The organism is Paenibacillus xinjiangensis, from assembly GCF_059686975.1.
This window is the reverse complement of the sequence record NZ_JCAALS010000038.1, coordinates 1-16,314: the sequence shown is the minus strand read 5'-3', so window position 1 is coordinate 16,314 and position 16,314 is coordinate 1. Positions and strand designations below refer to the sequence as shown.

Below are 16,314 nucleotides of genomic sequence, written 5' to 3'. Positions count from 1 at the left end.
AACATCTGCACAAATAAAAACAACCATTCTAAGCCTCAGAATGGTTGTTCCTCAATAAACAGGGTTATCTTATATCGGTCCGTTTCAACAATCGCTCAATCGAGACATTTGCTTCCCGCAGAACAATATCTTGATCAACGGTACGCATCATACGGTTATGCATGACTAGCTTGCCATTAATGATCGTCGTCTCCACATCTGCTCGAGAAGCGGAATATACGATGCGAGAGATTGGATCAACATCGTAGGATGGGAAAGCGTGGAAATGATTAAGGTTCAAAATAGCGAGATCCGCTTTCTTGCCTACCTCAAGGCTTCCAATATCATGCTGCATGCCAACAGCCTTCGCACCGCCAATCGTCGCCATCCGGAATACCGTTCTCGCGTTCATCGCTGTCGGTCCATGCTGAGGCTTCTGTATAATCGCGGCAAGACGCATCTCATTGAACATATCCAGGTTGTTGTTGCAAGGAGCACCGTCAGCACCGAGGCTAACTGAAATTTCCCGCTCCAGCAAATCTGGCGTATCGGCGATGCCAGAAGCAAGCTTCAGATTTGAGCCTGGGCAATGGCTCACATGCACGCCTCTATCGTGAATAATTCGTTTCTCTTCTTCATCCAGCCAGATACAGTGAGCCAGAATTAAGCGTTCATTCGCCAAGCCCAGATGATCCAGATATACGATGTTCCGCATGCCGGTCTCTGCCTGTACAATCGCGATCTCACCTAGATTCTCCGATGCATGCGTATGAACGAACACCTCATACTTCTCGGATAGGCTGCGGACCTCACGCAGCAGCTCTTCTGTACAGGACACTACGAAGCGAGGAGAAAAGCTGTATTGAATTCGACCATTATCATAGCCATGCCATTTCTCCAGTAAGTCGACACTCTGCTGTAGAGAATCCATCGTCTTCTCTTGTAGTGCCAATGGCACCTCATCGCCCTTATCCATCATAACCTTCCCAGATAACGCCCGAATGCCGCTCTCTGCTATCGCTTTGAAGGCTGATTCAGTGTGATGGACTGTCTCCATATCAACAATCGTCGTTGTCCCGCTCTGAATTAATTCGCCAATACCGAGCATGGCCGAATAATAGATGGATTCCTCATCATGCGCTGCTTCTAGCGGCCAGATTCGCTTTTTCAGCCAATCCATGAGCTCCAGATCATCGCCTTTGCCGCGGAATAGGGTCTGACATAGATGAATATGCGTTTGTACAAATCCAGGTATGACGGTCCGTCCCGTTGCATCAATGACTTGATCTACTTCCGGTGGATTCAGATTAGGTCCAATACCGGCAATACGGTCATCTTGTATCCATAGATCCCCATTCACAATCTCTTCCTTGGCGTTCATCGTAATTATCTGAGCATTCTTGATCAATATACTTGTCATCTGATCTGCCTCCCGATCGATATCGAACGAATCAACATCCTATAGAAATAGAATAACGCATGGACAAGCACAAGCACGCAAAAAAGCTACGAAAAATATGCATGTGTATCCTGCATATTTTTCGTAGCCAGAAATTTACGGTTTCTAAGTAGAGACCCTTAATCCAATTATTAAGGATATACGAAAAATGAATCCTATGGAGTTGTTACCCACATCTTACCTCCATGTTAGATAAGTTGTCAATAGTTTGAGCATCCTCATCAACTGTGATAGAGACATGTCAGATTTTTATCCCGTTCAACCTCTTTAGAAATTGAAGTTATCCGGATCAGGACCTACACGGCGGTTCTCATTCAAGCCATCAATCCACTTCATCTCATCCACCGACAGCTCGAAGTCGAATAGATCCGCATTCTCTGCAATGCGATACTTCTTCGTGGATTTGGGAATCGTAATTACATTATGCTGCAAATCCCAACGCAATATAACCTGTGCAATCGATTTGTTATACTTAGCTCCGATCTCTTGCAGAACAGCATTATCCAGCAGCTCACCTTGCATTAGCGGGGACCAAGCTTCGAACTGGATGCCCTGCTCTTGGCAGAACGCTCTCAGCTCCACTTGCGTCAGGCGTGGATGGAACTCCGCCTGATTAACCATCGGCTTAACGACAGCATCCTTCAGCAGATCCTGCAGATGGTGAATGTGGAAGTTGCTGACTCCGATAGCACGCACGCGGCCATCCTTGTAGAGCTTCTCCAGCGCTCTCCATGTTTCCTTATACTTCCCCGCTGTTGGCCAATGGATCAAATAGAGATCCAAGTAATCAAGGCCAAGCTTGCTTAAGCTAACTTCAAAAGCCGCAAGTGCTTCATCATAGCCCTGATCTGCATTCCACACCTTGGAAGTAATGAACAGCTCCTCCCGCTTCACACCGTAAGCTTCCATTGCTTCCTGAATGCCTTGGCCTACGCCTTCTTCATTCTCATAGATGGCAGCTGTATCAATACTGCGGTAACCATGCTCAACTGCCGCTTTGACAGCGTCGATCAGCTCTTGTCCTTCTTCTACCTTGAATACGCCTAGACCCAAGCCAGGCATAGCCACATCATTGTGCAAACGAACGGTATCTTGTAAATGTTGTATCATCATTATTCATTCAATCCTCCAATTATAATTGTTTGTTGTATTTCAGTGATTTGCTCCACATCGTAAGCAGTACAGCTCCGAATACCATCACTCCACCTATCCAAGGAGTATGAACGAGCCCTAATGTATTGACTGTCAATCCACCCACTAAGGAACCGATAGCAATCCCTAAATTAAAAGCAGCAATATTGAAGGCAGAAGCTACATTCACCGCGGAGGGCACATATTGCTCAGCCAGCTTAACGACATAGATCTGCAAGCCAGGTACGTTCATAAAAGCGAACAAGCCAAGCAGCATTATGGTAATCGTACCTGCTATTTTATCGGACGCCGTGAAGGAGAGCAACACGAGAATAACAGCTTGGATAAGAAACATCCACAGAAGAGCCTTCATTGGATTCTTGTCCGCCGCCTTCCCTCCTATAGCATTCCCAATCGCAATGGCAATTCCATATATCAGCAGAATGATGCTAATGGAGCTTGAAGCATAGCCTGTCACCTCTTCGAGTATAGGGCTTAGATACGTGAAGGCAACGAACGTTCCTCCATACCCTAGAGCGGTTATAGCGAATGCCAGCAGTAATGGACCATTCGTCAATACCTTAAGCTGATCACTGAATTTGGAAGGCGGGGCAGCCTTTAAGTTCCTCGGGATGAGGATTGCACTTGCAATGATCGCAATAAGCCCGAGCAATGCTACCGCCCAGAAGGTTGCTCGCCAGCCAAAGTGTTGTCCAATGAACGTGCCAAGAGGTACGCCAGTTACTGTTGCAACGGTTAGCCCCGTGAACATGAAGGCAATTGCGCTTGCCCTTCTGTGCTCAGGCACCAGATCCGCTGCAATCGTCGATCCGATAGAGAAGAACACGCCATGGGAGAACGCCGTTATAATACGAGCGACCAGCAGCAGCGCGAAGCTTGATGAGAGCGCGGCAACCGAATTGCCCACAATGAAGACGAGCATCAGCAGCATCAGCAGTGTTTTACGATTCATTGTATTCGATAAGGCGGTTAATACCGGCGCTCCGAACGCAACCCCAATCGCATAGCCTGAAATTAACAGTCCCGCTAACGTAATGGAAATATTCAAATCATCTGCAAGAGATGATAATAACCCTACAGGTACAAACTCCGTTGTCCCGATGCCGAAAGCCGAAATCGCAAGAGCCATGAGAGCGAATGCTCCGCTGTTCTTCTGCTTGGGTATCGAGCGTGCAGTTACAGTATTCATTTCATATTCTTCCTTTCCTTATTCTCAGTACAAGTCCATCTATCATGACCGTTTTGCTGAAGAGGCCTCTTCGTTAGGTGGTCAATTCCCTTACTGAATGCTATTATGGATGGATCAAGACCAAATAGGAAGTACGTACTTTTTAGTGCGGTAGGCACTAAAAAGTACCTAAAGGAATCAAGGAGGCTAACTAACTAATGAAATATAACATAGCGGTCGAAGCGGCTCTGGAGGTCATCGGTGGCAAATGGAAGGTCGTCATTCTGTGCCACTTAACCAAGAGCACGAGGAGAACTGGGCATCTGAAGCGTCTTATGCCCGGCATAACGCAAAAGATGCTCACTCAGCAGTTGAGAGAGCTTGAAGAGGACGGCGTTATCGTTAGAGAAATCTATAATCAGGTTCCACCCAAGGTGGAATACTCCCTTACGGAATACGGCAAATCGCTCGGTCACATATTGGATGAGCTGTGCTCTTGGGGTGAACGTCATATTGAGAAGAACTATCCAGACAAAGACGCGGTTTTGTTAAATACCGAGGAGCTTGAGAAACAGCTGATGTCCCTCACATAACTATCATGCAATAAGGCCGCTCACTGTGAGCGGCCTTATTGCAATCGCTTATTCACTTGCTACAGTAAGCCCACCATCTTAAGACCATGTAGAATACCGTCTTGGGTTACATCCTTCGTTACATAACGTGCAGCCTGCTTCACAATATCCGGCGCATTACCCATCGCAACGCTATGCTGCACATATTGCAGCATCTCGATGTCGTTGAGGCCATCTCCGAAAGCGTACACATCTTGGGCGTCGAAGCCCGCTCGCTCGATAAGAATTTCAATCCCTCTAGCTTTAGACCCTCCTGGCGGCAGCACATCGCTTCCGTAACGATGCCATCTATTGTATCCGAATTCTGAGAAATGCTCTTTGTAATAGCCCTCATCCTCTTCTTTACAGAACAATAGGCATTGCAAAATGTCGCGCCCCTTATAATAATCCGGCTCATGCGGGGGAAGCTTAAGCTTGAGCGAATCGTCCCCATCCTGAGCATACGCATTATTGTCTGTACTTGTACGCATTCCCTCTGGTGTCATGAACACCAAAGGATGTCCATTGGCTATTGATATTTGTGTCAGCTGATGAAGTCGGTCTGCATCAATAGCGTGACTGTGCAGCACTTCATCCTTATAGACGACATATGAGCCATTGAAGCTGATATAAGACTCGATATGCAGCGCTTCACGAATATCCTCATGCATGAAAGGACCTCGTCCTGTAGCGATGACGATCTCATGCCCCGCCTGCTTCAGATCTGCAATCGCTTGCCTCGTTGAGGGTGGGATGTTCTTATTATGATCAAGTAGAGTTCCGTCTATATCAAAAAAAATCAGCTTTCTTGTCATCGTTGTATTCTCCATTTCTATACATAGAGCATTATCTCGTCAGCTTAGTTTCATTATAGCCTATGATCTGGTCATTCCTCATAGTATAGTGACCATCCACTTAATCCAATATGCGGCAGGTACGAGCAGCAATTGAGCCAGCAAGGTTCCTGTGAGACGCGACAGCATGAGCAGACCGAATATTTTGTCCAGTGACGCCATTCTCTTCTCACCCTTGAGCACCTTATCCGTAAGCAGTCCGATCTGCGGATCAATGAGAATGGTCAGCATAATCGTAGCAAGCCCGTTAATAAGACCCGACGATAAGGTTGCGGATGTAGACTTTTCAATCGACATCGTAGATGCTAGCAGAGCTGCCAGTACGCCTATCGTATAGATAGCTGTAACCATCGCATTCATAAGCAGCAGACGCTTCGGAATTCCTCCGACCCGAAGGCGGGAGAGCATCTCCCAGGTCGGTCGTCTCAAGTGAGCCTTAGAATGCTTAAGCTTCTGAATGGAGACGGTGGATCGAACCAATTGAGGGATCGATCCCGCCACTTCAAAATGCGCGATAATTCGTTTGGCAAGAAAGACCGCGGATGGGAACAGCAGAATAGCGGTTAACGTACCGAGCGTGGAGCCGCCAATGATGAAGCGCATCTGATTAAGCAGATCGAATTCCTGATGATGCTTGGCATAATCAATGATGGAACCCGTAAGCGGTCCTTGTACCATATTCGCTGTCCGTGAGATCAGAAGGATTATTCCCGATAAGGAAAGAGCAACAGCGAGCTTCCCTAAGCGTACCCCGGCCAACCTCAGAGAGTATGTCATGGTCTCAGCCATATGAATAATGAATGTAAAGACAAACACGAGCATCACTTGTTGGAACAACGTGTCACACCCCATATGAATGACCAAAGTAGTAAGAATAGAATCAAGTATCCTTAACAGATAATACCATATCTATTGACTTATTACCTCAACGTTCTCTTATTATTCCTGAGCTATAAGTTCTGCTCAAGCAAGCTCCCGTCTGATTGATAGGTTAGCTGCTTCGTACCAATCTTCTCTATGAAGAAACGATCATGGCTCACGGTGACTATTGCTCCTGGGAAATGAATAAGCGCCTGCTCCATCACTTGTATGCTCGTCAGATCCAGATGATTCGTCGGCTCATCAAGGATAATGACAGCTGCACCGGATAATAGACATTTCGCTAATGCCACCCTCGCCTGCTGTCCACCTGATAGATTGCCAATCGTCTTCTGAAGATCCGCCTCAGAGAACTGCAGCATAGACAGAAATTTATTTACTTTTTTACGCGGCGCTTCAAGCCCTAAGCCATAATTGTTAACCGCATGCGTTACCGTATCCTTCTGATCGAGCTCCTCCCACATCTTATTGAAGTATGCGAAGCTTGCCCCTCTCTCCCAACGAACCTCACCGGAATCTGGCCTTTCTTCACCTGTAAGCAGCTTAATTAGCGTCGATTTGCCGCTCCCGTTCGGACCCACAATTGCGATGCGATCCTCCTTCTGAATATCAAAGACGGCTTCCTTAACAATCATTCGCTCCCCATAGCTCTTGGATACCTGCTGCACCTCGCACAGATTATCAGGGAAGCGCAGGCTTTCATAAATATCTGTAATTAATACGTTAACGGGATTGGGCTCGACCTGCTTCCTCATATCAGTCAGCTTGCGGGATAGCCTATCCTTGGAGGACTTCTTCTGCTTCCGATTGTCGACAGCTTCAGCCTCCATTATGAGAAGCTCCTCTTCCCATTCGTATTGTCGGTCCAACACTTTTTTGCGCAGCTTCTTCTTACGGATATAATCTGTATAATTCCCATCGTATTCTTGAAAATGATAGTTCTCAATCTCAATCGTCTTCGTCACAACTCTATCGATAAATTGTCTATCATGCGATACGAGAATCATTGCTCCATGGAAGCGGTTCAGCCACTGCTCCAGCCAAGCAATGCCATCCATGTCCAAGTAGTTAGTAGGCTCATCAAGCAGCACAACCTCTGGCTTCTCAATCAGCAATTTCGCTAGTGCCGCACGGTTCCGCCAGCCGCCAGAGAGTTCCCCAACAGGCTGATGCCGTGACCGTTCGTCGAACCCAAGCTTGCTGAGCACCGTATCGATCTCTACCGGCACATTCCAGCCATCATGATGCTCCATCTGCTCGAATAGATCTGCCTGCCGCTCCAGACATCTAGTAAGCTCTTGATCATCCGCTGCTTGTCCAAGCTGCTCTTCAATCTCCTTCAACTCGCGCTCGATTTCCCAAATATGCTGATAGCACAATTCAAGCTCCTGTTGAACGGATTTACCCCCATTCAGCTCAGAGAATTGCGAGAAATAGCTCAGCTTAAGTCCAGCATTCACATCTACTCTACCTGTGGTCGGCTCTTCTCTGCCCATAATGAGCTTGAACACCGTTGATTTTCCTGCACCATTGCGCCCTATCAGAGCAATGCGTTCTCCCATGCCTATCTTGAAATAAATATCCCGAAAAATTAAAGTGTCTTCATACTTTTTAGTTACGTTCTCCATTCGGATCACGCTCATGTTTATCTCTCCACCTATTCACGTTCTTTTTTTTCTTATCAATTCTGTTATCATAAGGAATAAAAGAGCGAATATCAAATCTGATCTGCCAGAGGAAGATGAACAAGTGAGTTTTCAACTAACACAACGTATCATTAAATTGTTATGCGGCCCCCTTTCCTATGAGCGAGGGGAAGCCTATTATTCCGATAAACAAGTATCCTTCATCACCTACGATAGTGAAGCTCAATTCTACGAGGCTTCGGTGAACGGGAATAACCTATACTCTGTAACTGTAGAAATTGATCGCAATGGTGACGTCGATGCTGCTTGCAGCTGCCCTGCTTTCTATACGAATAATCAGTATTGCAAGCATATTGCAGCTGTCCTGCTAGATATTCATCATACGGAGCAGAATGGAAGCACGCCTATTCGCTCCTATTCCTTCGACATGCATTCCGATGACCGCTTAAGAAAGGCGGATGGACATCTTGAGCCGCGCATCAACCGCTCCACCAGGAATCAAGATGCCATAACAAGCGACATGTTCGCACTATTCAGTGACAAGCCCCAGCGTTCTACCCGGATAAACACTGTATTCGACAAACGAGCTGTTCTATCTGTCGAGATTACTTTGAAGCCTTTTCCATACGGCTATCATAAGCATCTATTCGGTGTAGAAATGAAGGTTGGACCGAAACGCTTGTATATTGTTCAGCAAATAAGAGAGTTTCTTGACCGGATTCATAGGCGCGAGGCTTACGTATTCTCCAAGCATTTCACCTATGACCCGCAGCTGCATTGCTTCGAAGAGAAGCAAGATGCTGTGCTCCAGCAGCTCATTCAGATTGTACACAACGAGGATATGTATCGCGAAACCTTAAATCATGCTTCCGTATCTCCTGCAGATGTGCGGCTGCTCCCTATTCCTCCCTATGCTTGGGAAGGAATTCTACCTTTAATGCTAGGAGCTCCTTCTGTACAGCTTAAGCATCAAGATCAGCAATATGAGAGCATTGGGCTGACTGAAGAAGCTTTGCCCATAAGCTTCGCAATCGATCAAGCTCGATTGGATGGCTATCAGCTCGATATTCAAGGACTGGACAGCCTAACCGTAATGGATGCCTATGGAATTGTTGTAGAAGAAGGAACATTAAGGAAGCTCCCGCAAGCCCAGTGTAAGCGTCTGTCCGAGATCAAGCTGCTGCTGGCCAGCTCCAGCAAGCACCAGATACTGATTCAGCCTACTCAGATCGAGTCATTTATGGAGAAAATCATACCTGGACTAATGAAGCTTGGCACCATTCAGATTGCGAATGCCGTATCAGAGCGTATCGTCCATACGCCCTTGAAGGCGAAGCTTTATTTGGATCGAGTAAGAGATCGACTGCTTGCTGGGCTGGATTTTCAATATGGAGATATTATAATTAACCCGCTGGAGTCTGTGTCGGAGAAGCGGAGCTTAGATAAGATCCTCATGAGGGATGGTGACCAGGAACGCCAGATTCTCCTACTACTGGATCAAAGCTCCTTCGCCAAGACCGAGGCTGGCTATTTCATGGATGAGGAAGATGGTGAGTATGAATTCCTGTACCATATCTTACCCCAGCTGGAGAAGCTGCTAGATGTGTACGCAACCTCTGCTGTCAAGGTTCGAATCCACACGCCTGCTGCTCCTCCACAGATCACTGTGAACGTGGACGAACGAACAGAATGGCTGGAGTTCAAATTCAATATGGACGGTATTCCAGATTCAGAAATTCGTCATATCCTGAAGGCGCTTGAGGAGAAGCGCAGGTATTACCGCATGCCAAGTGGTGCCCTGCTGCCACTCGAAACAGTGGAATACCAAGAGCTGATTCGATTCATGAACGAGGTTGGCTTGCATAAGTTCGATCAGCTGGGCAGTGACTTCCGGTTGCCAGCTGTCCGCGGACTACATCTAATCGATTCACAGGAGACAGGCAGATCCGTTAAGCTTGGGAAGTCTTTCCGTAAGCTACTTAACAATATGCGGAATCCAGAAAATCTCGATTATCCGGTGCCTGACAGTCTAACGACTGTGCTGCGGGATTATCAGGTCTTTGGCTACCAATGGCTCAAGACACTTGCTCATTACCGCTTCGGCGGTATTCTTGCGGATGACATGGGGCTTGGCAAAACACTCCAAAGCATTTCTTTTATCGTATCGGTATTGCCCGAAATTAGACAGCGTGAGCAGCCAGCAATCATTGTCTGTCCCGCTTCTCTCACCTACAACTGGATGAATGAACTGAAGAAGTTCTCTCCTGAGGTTAGAGCGGTTATTGTAGATGGCACGAGGCATGAGCGAAGCAAGCTATTAGGTCAGTTATCTCAATATGATGTCATCATTACTTCGTATCCTTTGCTTCGCAAGGATATTGATCTGTATGTGGCCCATTCCTTCCATACCCTTATTATGGATGAGGCTCAAATGTTCAAGAACCATACGACATTAACCGCTCGTTCGGTGAAAGGGATTCAAGCATCCTACCGCTTCGCACTAACAGGGACACCTGTTGAGAATTCCTTGGAAGAGCTGTGGTCAATCTTCAGTGCCGTATTCCCAGAATTGTTTCCTAGCAGACAAGCATTCAATGAATTAGACAGGACAACGGTCGCAAGACGTATTCGACCGTTCCTGCTGCGAAGAGTGAAGAGCGATGTACTGCAGGAGCTGCCAGAAAAAATCGAGACGCTGCAGGCCTCCGAGCTGCTGCCAGACCAGAAGAAGCTATATGCTGCTTATCTGGCTCAGCTTAAGCATGAGACACTCAAGCATCTGAACGATGGCAGCTTCCAGAAGAATAGAATCCGCATATTGGCTGGACTCACAAGGCTTCGCCAGCTGTGCTGCCACCCTGCTCTTTTCGTGGAAGGCTACAACGGAAGCTCTGCCAAATTCGAGCAGCTTCTCGAAATAATTGAGGAATGCCGCAGTGCAGGCAAGCGGATGCTCATATTCTCCCAATTCACCGAGATGCTAGCACTAATCAGAAGAGAGCTAGGCCTTCAGGGCATATCCCACTTCTATCTAGACGGACAGACGAAGTCCTCGGATCGCGTGGAATACTGCAATCGATTCAATGAAGGAGAACGAGATCTGTTCCTCATCTCATTGAAAGCAGGTGGAACTGGCCTTAACCTAACCGGTGCGGATACCGTTATCTTGTATGATTTATGGTGGAATCCCGCTGTAGAACAGCAGGCGGCGGATCGTGCCCATCGGATTGGGCAGAAGAACGTCGTACAGGTGATCCGACTTGTGGCTCAGGGTACGGTAGAAGATAAAATGCATGAGCTGCAGCAGAAGAAGAAGAATTTGATTGATGAGGTCATTCAGCCTGGTCAAGAAGCTTTGTCCTCCCTGACAGAAGAGGAGCTGCGCGAATTATTAATGCTATAAGCACAAACAAAACGCCTTGGCCTATGATTATTAATCATTGGACCAAGGCGTTTTGTTGTTCCAGGACTCAGCCAGTGAATTTCATAGCTAACTTATTTTTTTTGACGAGCAGCGATTGACGAATAGTCACCTTTTTCATCATACTTCGCTGCTCCGCTAATTCTCCGCTGAAGAATGCTTCATCCTGGCTAATCTCAAGCAATGCTGACTTCGCGGCCTCCATCGCGAGATAATCGTCCTCCAGCAAATAATGAGCGACTTGATAGCCATAATTCTCAACGACCTTCAATATTTCAACTTTTTGTTTCAAACCAAGCGTAGCCAGCATGATGTTTCATCACACCCATTCGATTTTTAATGGTTGGTTATAGACATATTCAGTAATCGCAAGTATTCCATCTTCTCGTTGTCTGCCACTTCCGGATTCTCATGAGTGACTTTACCGATATAGACTGGCTGTCCATTCGAGCTATCTAGTACTGCCGCCATAGGTCCATCTGTGCCCCTGAGCAGCATATACACCCGATCTTTATTTATTTGCAATTGTTGAATCTCTTCTGCACCAAGCTCTTGTGCTGTGATCACAGCATACTCCTGCTCATACTCCTCTGTAGCGAGATTATACTTTGATAATACAACCTTCTCAGCATCATACTGAGCATAGGTAAAGTAAGTCTCATGCAGACCATAGGATACTTGAGTTTCTCTATTCAATCGTGAATAATGCTGTGGCAGTGGTGTGACCTGCCCTGTTTCATAAGAATAGTAGAACAGAGAATCAGCCATCCATGTTGCATTATAACCGTAATTATCCGATTGTGAGATCAATTTCTCCTCTGTAGCATTGATCAATACATAGTCGCTAGAAACGGATTTATTATTGGTGATGACACTATTTTTGATTATAATCTCATCTGTTTGATTATCCATTGGCGTCAAGTTAACACTACGAATCAGTTCCCCAGTTGTAAGATTGACGATATGATCAAATACAATTGAACTGTACATTCTATCGGTATATTGTGTAGACACAATATGAATCTGATCGCCAATGCGCTTCACATCCGTGACGTATAAGATCGTATAATCCGAATCTGGAACATGCGTCTCAAGCTGTTTCACCGTATTGGTCCGCTGATCAAGCATACTGATTCTGAACGAATGAGTATAGCTATTAGAATCATTAAACTTGCTCTTCGGTTGAGCGTATATAATCCATTCCTCATCTGTATATAAGGCTGATGAATCGGTTTTACCTCTCATGAAGCTGCGATGCTGCTCAATAAGCGCCTTCATAAGAGCCTCCTCATATAAGCCGCTCCTATAGCTAAGTATATCGTTACGCATAGTATCTCGCCTGCTCTGATAATCACTTCCTTGCGCTGACACCTCTATATACTCAGATCTCATTCTTCCACCGTAATTACCCGAAAGCTCAAGGGGCATACCTTCTTTAGAATCTCCTTGAACGGTCATCAGCCTAAATTCCGGCAAATGATCAGCAGACCCAAACAGATAATAAGTACCAACTCCCCCAACAGCCAATAGTACAACTAATATGGACAATATGTATCGTTTCATCGTTATCTCCCTTACACTGTTATCTTCTTGGCTAACAGCCGGAAGCCAAGACCGATGGATGTAATCAGAACAAATACACACATCACAAGCTCTACAACGAATATTTCACTTGAATACCAATACCCGGAGCTTAATGCCCCCAGAAACGCAGGTAGTGATACAGCCGCAATATTGACTCCCAAATACACAATCGCATACACAATGCCTATACGACGGTAGCTTCTTTCGAGCAGAATAGCTGTGAAAACAACGAGTACACCCATTAGACCCAATCCGTAATAGGTTAGAAATTGCTCGAAATTTCGTGGAACTAACACATTAAAAGCACTATTGGAAGACAGCACTTCCACCCAATACGAATCCACCCTCATCGTGGCAGGAACGATCCAATTAAATATTATTTTTTGTACAGGCAACAACATGAGCTGATAGGATAGTATTCCGAATACAAAGAGCAGGATAGCGGTTAATTTAGACAGATAAATATTTTTTCTAGCTCCTGGCAGCATAAGAAGCCTATAAATAAATGTGTTGCGCCCTAACCAATCTCTATACCAGATTAAGAAGACATACACGACAAGAACAATGACACATAATAGAATTGACAGCTTGTAATAAAATTGTGAATTGCCCATCGCCCAGGTGAAGGACAGCATTCCTTCTGGAACATAGGGCCCAGTCACCCCGTTGTATAACGGATCAGCCTTTTGTTTAGCCAACTCCTTGAATAGTGTATACACCATTGCACTCGTCTCAACGATAACCGTAATAACCATCAAAGACGCCAAAATATAGCGGAAACGATGAATTTCCATATGCACCAGCTTCAAATATCGGTTCACGCCTGATACACCTCTCTCATTACATCAATAACAGACTTGCCTTCTTCACTCCGCACCTCTTCACAATCGAATGAACGGATAATGCTCCCATGCTGCATAAGAACAGCTTTATCAATAAGGTGTTGCATATCGCTAATCTCGTGGGTAGTCAGAAGAACACCTCTATCTTCAATGAGCTGGCTCGAGAACACCTCTGCAATCAGCTCCCTGCTGAACATATCAATGCCTGAGAACGGCTCATCCAATAGAACATAATCTGTATCTTGTCCGAGACCCAGCAATAAACTAAACTTCGCTGCTGTTCCCTTAGACAAGCTGCCCACACGATCCGTCTTCTCCAGCCGAAAAAACTGCATGAGCTCCTTCGCACGTTCCTTATTCCAACTCTTGTAATAATCCTCCATGAACTGCAGCCCATCGACGAGCTTCATACCTGTTGGCATTGTGAGATGGTCTGGCACGAAGGATACTTTCTCGTACATCTCTTTGTTGATTGACTGACCGTCTATAAGAATGCTGCCGCTGTTAAAAGGAGTTAGACCCATAATCGCTTTCAGCAGTGTAGATTTTCCTGCACCATTAATGCCAATCAAGCAAGTAATTTGCCCTTTCTCTGCTGTGAAGGATACGCCATTAAGAACTTTCTTGAAGTTGTAGCGTTTATGTACATCTTTCACTTCAATCATTTCCTACAGCACCTCCTGATTCTGCCTGTTCGTCAGCAACGCTCTTAAGATATTTGCTCTTCACCAAATCCAGTAATTCTTCTACGGGTACATTGACCTTTCTTACCGAGCTTACAAAAGCATCTACCGCATCCCCTATTAGCTCCGAGCGTATGGCACGCAATATGTCATCCTGGCTGGTAATACGGCTAGGTGAATTCCCCTCTGTCACGATCAACTGCTGCTCCTCCATTTCTTTATAAGCTTTCTGGGCTGTATTCGGATTAATTTTGAGCAAGGCCCCTAACTCTCTTCTGGAAGGAATAACTTGCCCGGCTTCCAGCTTGCCTGTTGCAATCTGCTCTTTGAAATGCCTCACGACCTGCAGATAGACCGGATCCCGATTATTGAAAGAGACTTCCGTCCATCCTTCACTTGTCTTCATATCGATACCTCTCATTCAACTGCAAAGTGTGTGTACTAAGTGGTTCATACGCTATAGATGTATTATTACCTTAATACACTCATTTGTCAATCATTCCCTTAGCTGTTCCTGAATCACATCACTTTCAAGCCTTATCTCCTCCTCTTTAGCACCTGATGACATAGAGGACAAATCCCAGCCCATATGTTAATTACAGCTGGCTGTTTCTCTCGAAAGGAGTATGGAGCATGAATAATGGACAACGCAATACACATTCCAGTTCCAACATCCCTGAGCCTATTCGCAGTGATGGAGCAGGTGCAACTGATCCTGGGCCAAGAGATATTATGCGAGATCGTCAGAATCCCGATATGTATGTGCCGCCAGTTACGGACGCGGGCTTAATTCCCAACTTAAGATTCTCCTTCTCTGACACGCATATGCAGCTTAATCAAGGCGGATGGTCACGAGAAATCACGAGCCGTGAGCTCCCAATAGCAACAACGCTCTCTGGTGTGAATATGCGCTTAACTGCTGGGGGAGTTCGCGAGCTGCATTGGCATCAGCAGGCTGAATGGTCTTATATGCTCATCGGCCATGCACGCATTACTTCCGTCGATCAGAACGGCAGAAATTTCATAGCGGATATTGGGCCAGGTGATCTATGGTATTTCCCTCCCGGAATCCCCCACTCGATACAAGCCCTTGAGGGAGGCTGTGAATTCCTGCTTGTATTCGACGACGGCGCCTTCTCTGATCTGAACACACTATCGATTACCGATTGGTTCGCCCATACGCCAAGAGAAGTACTATCTGCTAACTTCGGCGTACCAGAGAGTGTTTTTGACCATATTCCTCCGAATCAGGCCTACATTTATCAAGATCAAGTACCAGGACCAATCGATAGCCAGAAGGTCGAATCCCCTTATGGCACTATCCCCCAATCCTTTACTTATCGACTGCTTGAGCAGCCCCCCATTCTAATATCGGGAGGAAGTGTACGTATTGTCGATTCCTCCAATTTCCCTGCATCCAAGACGATTGCAGCAGCCTTAGTTGAGATTAAACCAGGTGGAATGCGTGAGCTGCACTGGCATCCGAATAACGATGAATGGCAATATTATCTTACAGGAGAGGGCCGCATGACGGTATTTGGTGCTAACGGCAATGCACGTACGTTCGATTATCGAGCGGGGGATGTCGGATACGTTCCGTACGCATTCGAACATTATATTCAGAATACAGGTACAGAAACGTTATGGTTTCTCGAAATGTTCAAAAGCGATCGGTTCGCCGACGTGTCGCTTAATCAATGGATGGCTCTAACGCCTCGCGAGCTTGTCGGCGATAATCTGCATGTGGGAGCTGAGCTGCTCGATGCCCTTCACAAGGTCAAATCACCTGTAGTAAAATTCCCTGGATTCACCTTCGACTCCAGGCGTGAGTCATGAAATCGAGTAGGAGGGGGCGGTTAGCCCCCGACCTCTCACACCACCGTACGTACCGATCGGTATACGGCGGTTCATGTCATATTCCGCAAAGATTTGTATCTGTCCGTTAAACTCTTCAAGCCGTTGTTTAACCAAAATTGGTTGTTTAGCGTGGTTTGAAGAACTGGACTACCTGCAACTCTCCAATATTTCTTCCTTGT

The 16,314-nt window shown here is 46.1% G+C and carries 14 protein-coding genes and 1 riboswitch; of the genes, 3 read left to right on the top strand and 11 right to left on the bottom strand.

The features are described 5' to 3' along the window. Positions 1–64: 64 nt before the first annotated feature. From AC6ESP_RS26860 to AC6ESP_RS26850, 3 genes are all read right to left on the bottom strand, one after another. Entirely contained in the window at positions 65–1,399 is a 1,335-nt protein-coding gene (locus tag AC6ESP_RS26860) for a 5'-deoxyadenosine deaminase (RefSeq protein WP_497099821.1), read from the bottom strand. A gap of 104 nt (positions 1,400–1,503) precedes the next feature. Further along, a riboswitch (purine riboswitch) is annotated at positions 1,504–1,603 on the bottom strand. Between the two features lie 102 nt (positions 1,604–1,705). Beyond that, positions 1,706–2,548 (bottom strand): glyoxal/methylglyoxal reductase, encoded by an 843-nt coding sequence (gene pgoN / locus AC6ESP_RS26855; RefSeq protein ID WP_497099865.1) that lies wholly within the window; start codon positions 2,546–2,548, stop codon positions 1,706–1,708. A gap of 22 nt (positions 2,549–2,570) precedes the next feature. After that, complete coding sequence (locus AC6ESP_RS26850) at positions 2,571–3,779, bottom strand: MFS transporter (RefSeq protein WP_497099820.1); 1,209 nt, start codon at positions 3,777–3,779, stop codon at positions 2,571–2,573. Positions 3,780–3,976: 197 nt separating this feature from the next. Between AC6ESP_RS26850 and AC6ESP_RS26845 the strand changes: the two genes are divergently transcribed. Continuing rightward, entirely contained in the window at positions 3,977–4,351 is a 375-nt protein-coding gene (locus AC6ESP_RS26845; protein WP_497099819.1) for a winged helix-turn-helix transcriptional regulator, read from the top strand. A gap of 59 nt (positions 4,352–4,410) precedes the next feature. Here the strand turns inward: AC6ESP_RS26845 and AC6ESP_RS26840 are convergent, their stop codons facing one another. The 3 genes from AC6ESP_RS26840 to AC6ESP_RS26830 all read right to left on the bottom strand — a co-directional run bounded on the left by AC6ESP_RS26840 (position 4,411) and on the right by AC6ESP_RS26830 (position 7,745). Next, a complete protein-coding gene (locus tag AC6ESP_RS26840) occupies positions 4,411–5,184 on the bottom strand; it encodes a Cof-type HAD-IIB family hydrolase (protein ID WP_497099818.1) in 774 nt (257 codons plus the stop codon). 78 nt (positions 5,185–5,262) lie between these two features. Beyond that, a complete protein-coding gene (locus tag AC6ESP_RS26835; RefSeq protein WP_497099817.1) occupies positions 5,263–6,060 on the bottom strand; it encodes a lipid II flippase Amj family protein in 798 nt (265 codons plus the stop codon). Positions 6,061–6,173: 113 nt separating this feature from the next. After that, positions 6,174–7,745 (bottom strand): ABC-F family ATP-binding cassette domain-containing protein, encoded by a 1,572-nt coding sequence (locus tag AC6ESP_RS26830; RefSeq protein WP_497099816.1) that lies wholly within the window; start codon positions 7,743–7,745, stop codon positions 6,174–6,176. A 106-nt stretch (positions 7,746–7,851) separates the two neighbouring features. Here AC6ESP_RS26830 and AC6ESP_RS26825 point away from each other — a divergent pair, with 106 nt between their 5' ends. After that, positions 7,852–11,151, top strand: a complete 3,300-nt coding sequence (locus AC6ESP_RS26825; protein WP_497099815.1) for a DEAD/DEAH box helicase — start codon at positions 7,852–7,854, stop codon at positions 11,149–11,151. 67 nt (positions 11,152–11,218) lie between these two features. Here AC6ESP_RS26825 and AC6ESP_RS26820 read toward each other — a convergent pair whose 3' ends face one another. The 5 genes from AC6ESP_RS26820 to AC6ESP_RS26800 are packed head-to-tail and all read right to left on the bottom strand — an operon-like array spanning position 11,219 to position 14,684. Further along, positions 11,219–11,461: a hypothetical protein gene (locus AC6ESP_RS26820; protein WP_497099814.1), complete on the bottom strand. Its 243-nt coding sequence runs from the start codon at positions 11,459–11,461 to the stop codon at positions 11,219–11,221. 44 nt (positions 11,462–11,505) lie between these two features. Then, entirely contained in the window at positions 11,506–12,732 is a 1,227-nt protein-coding gene (locus AC6ESP_RS26815) for a hypothetical protein (protein WP_497099813.1), read from the bottom strand. An 11-nt stretch (positions 12,733–12,743) separates the two neighbouring features. After that, positions 12,744–13,574 (bottom strand): hypothetical protein, encoded by an 831-nt coding sequence (locus AC6ESP_RS26810; protein ID WP_497099811.1) that lies wholly within the window; start codon positions 13,572–13,574, stop codon positions 12,744–12,746. Further along, positions 13,571–14,260 carry an ABC transporter ATP-binding protein gene (locus tag AC6ESP_RS26805; RefSeq protein ID WP_497099810.1) on the bottom strand — a complete coding sequence of 230 codons (690 nt, stop codon included), beginning with the start codon at positions 14,258–14,260 and terminating at the stop codon, positions 13,571–13,573. The genes AC6ESP_RS26810 and AC6ESP_RS26805 overlap by 4 nt, the downstream gene beginning before the upstream one ends. Next, positions 14,253–14,684 (bottom strand): GntR family transcriptional regulator, encoded by a 432-nt coding sequence (locus AC6ESP_RS26800; RefSeq protein WP_497099809.1) that lies wholly within the window; start codon positions 14,682–14,684, stop codon positions 14,253–14,255. The genes AC6ESP_RS26805 and AC6ESP_RS26800 overlap by 8 nt, the downstream gene beginning before the upstream one ends. 227 nt (positions 14,685–14,911) lie before the next feature. Between AC6ESP_RS26800 and AC6ESP_RS26795 the strand changes: the two genes are divergently transcribed. Continuing rightward, positions 14,912–16,114: an oxalate decarboxylase family bicupin gene (locus tag AC6ESP_RS26795; RefSeq protein WP_497099808.1), complete on the top strand. Its 1,203-nt coding sequence runs from the start codon at positions 14,912–14,914 to the stop codon at positions 16,112–16,114. Positions 16,115–16,314: the final 200 nt, after the last annotated feature.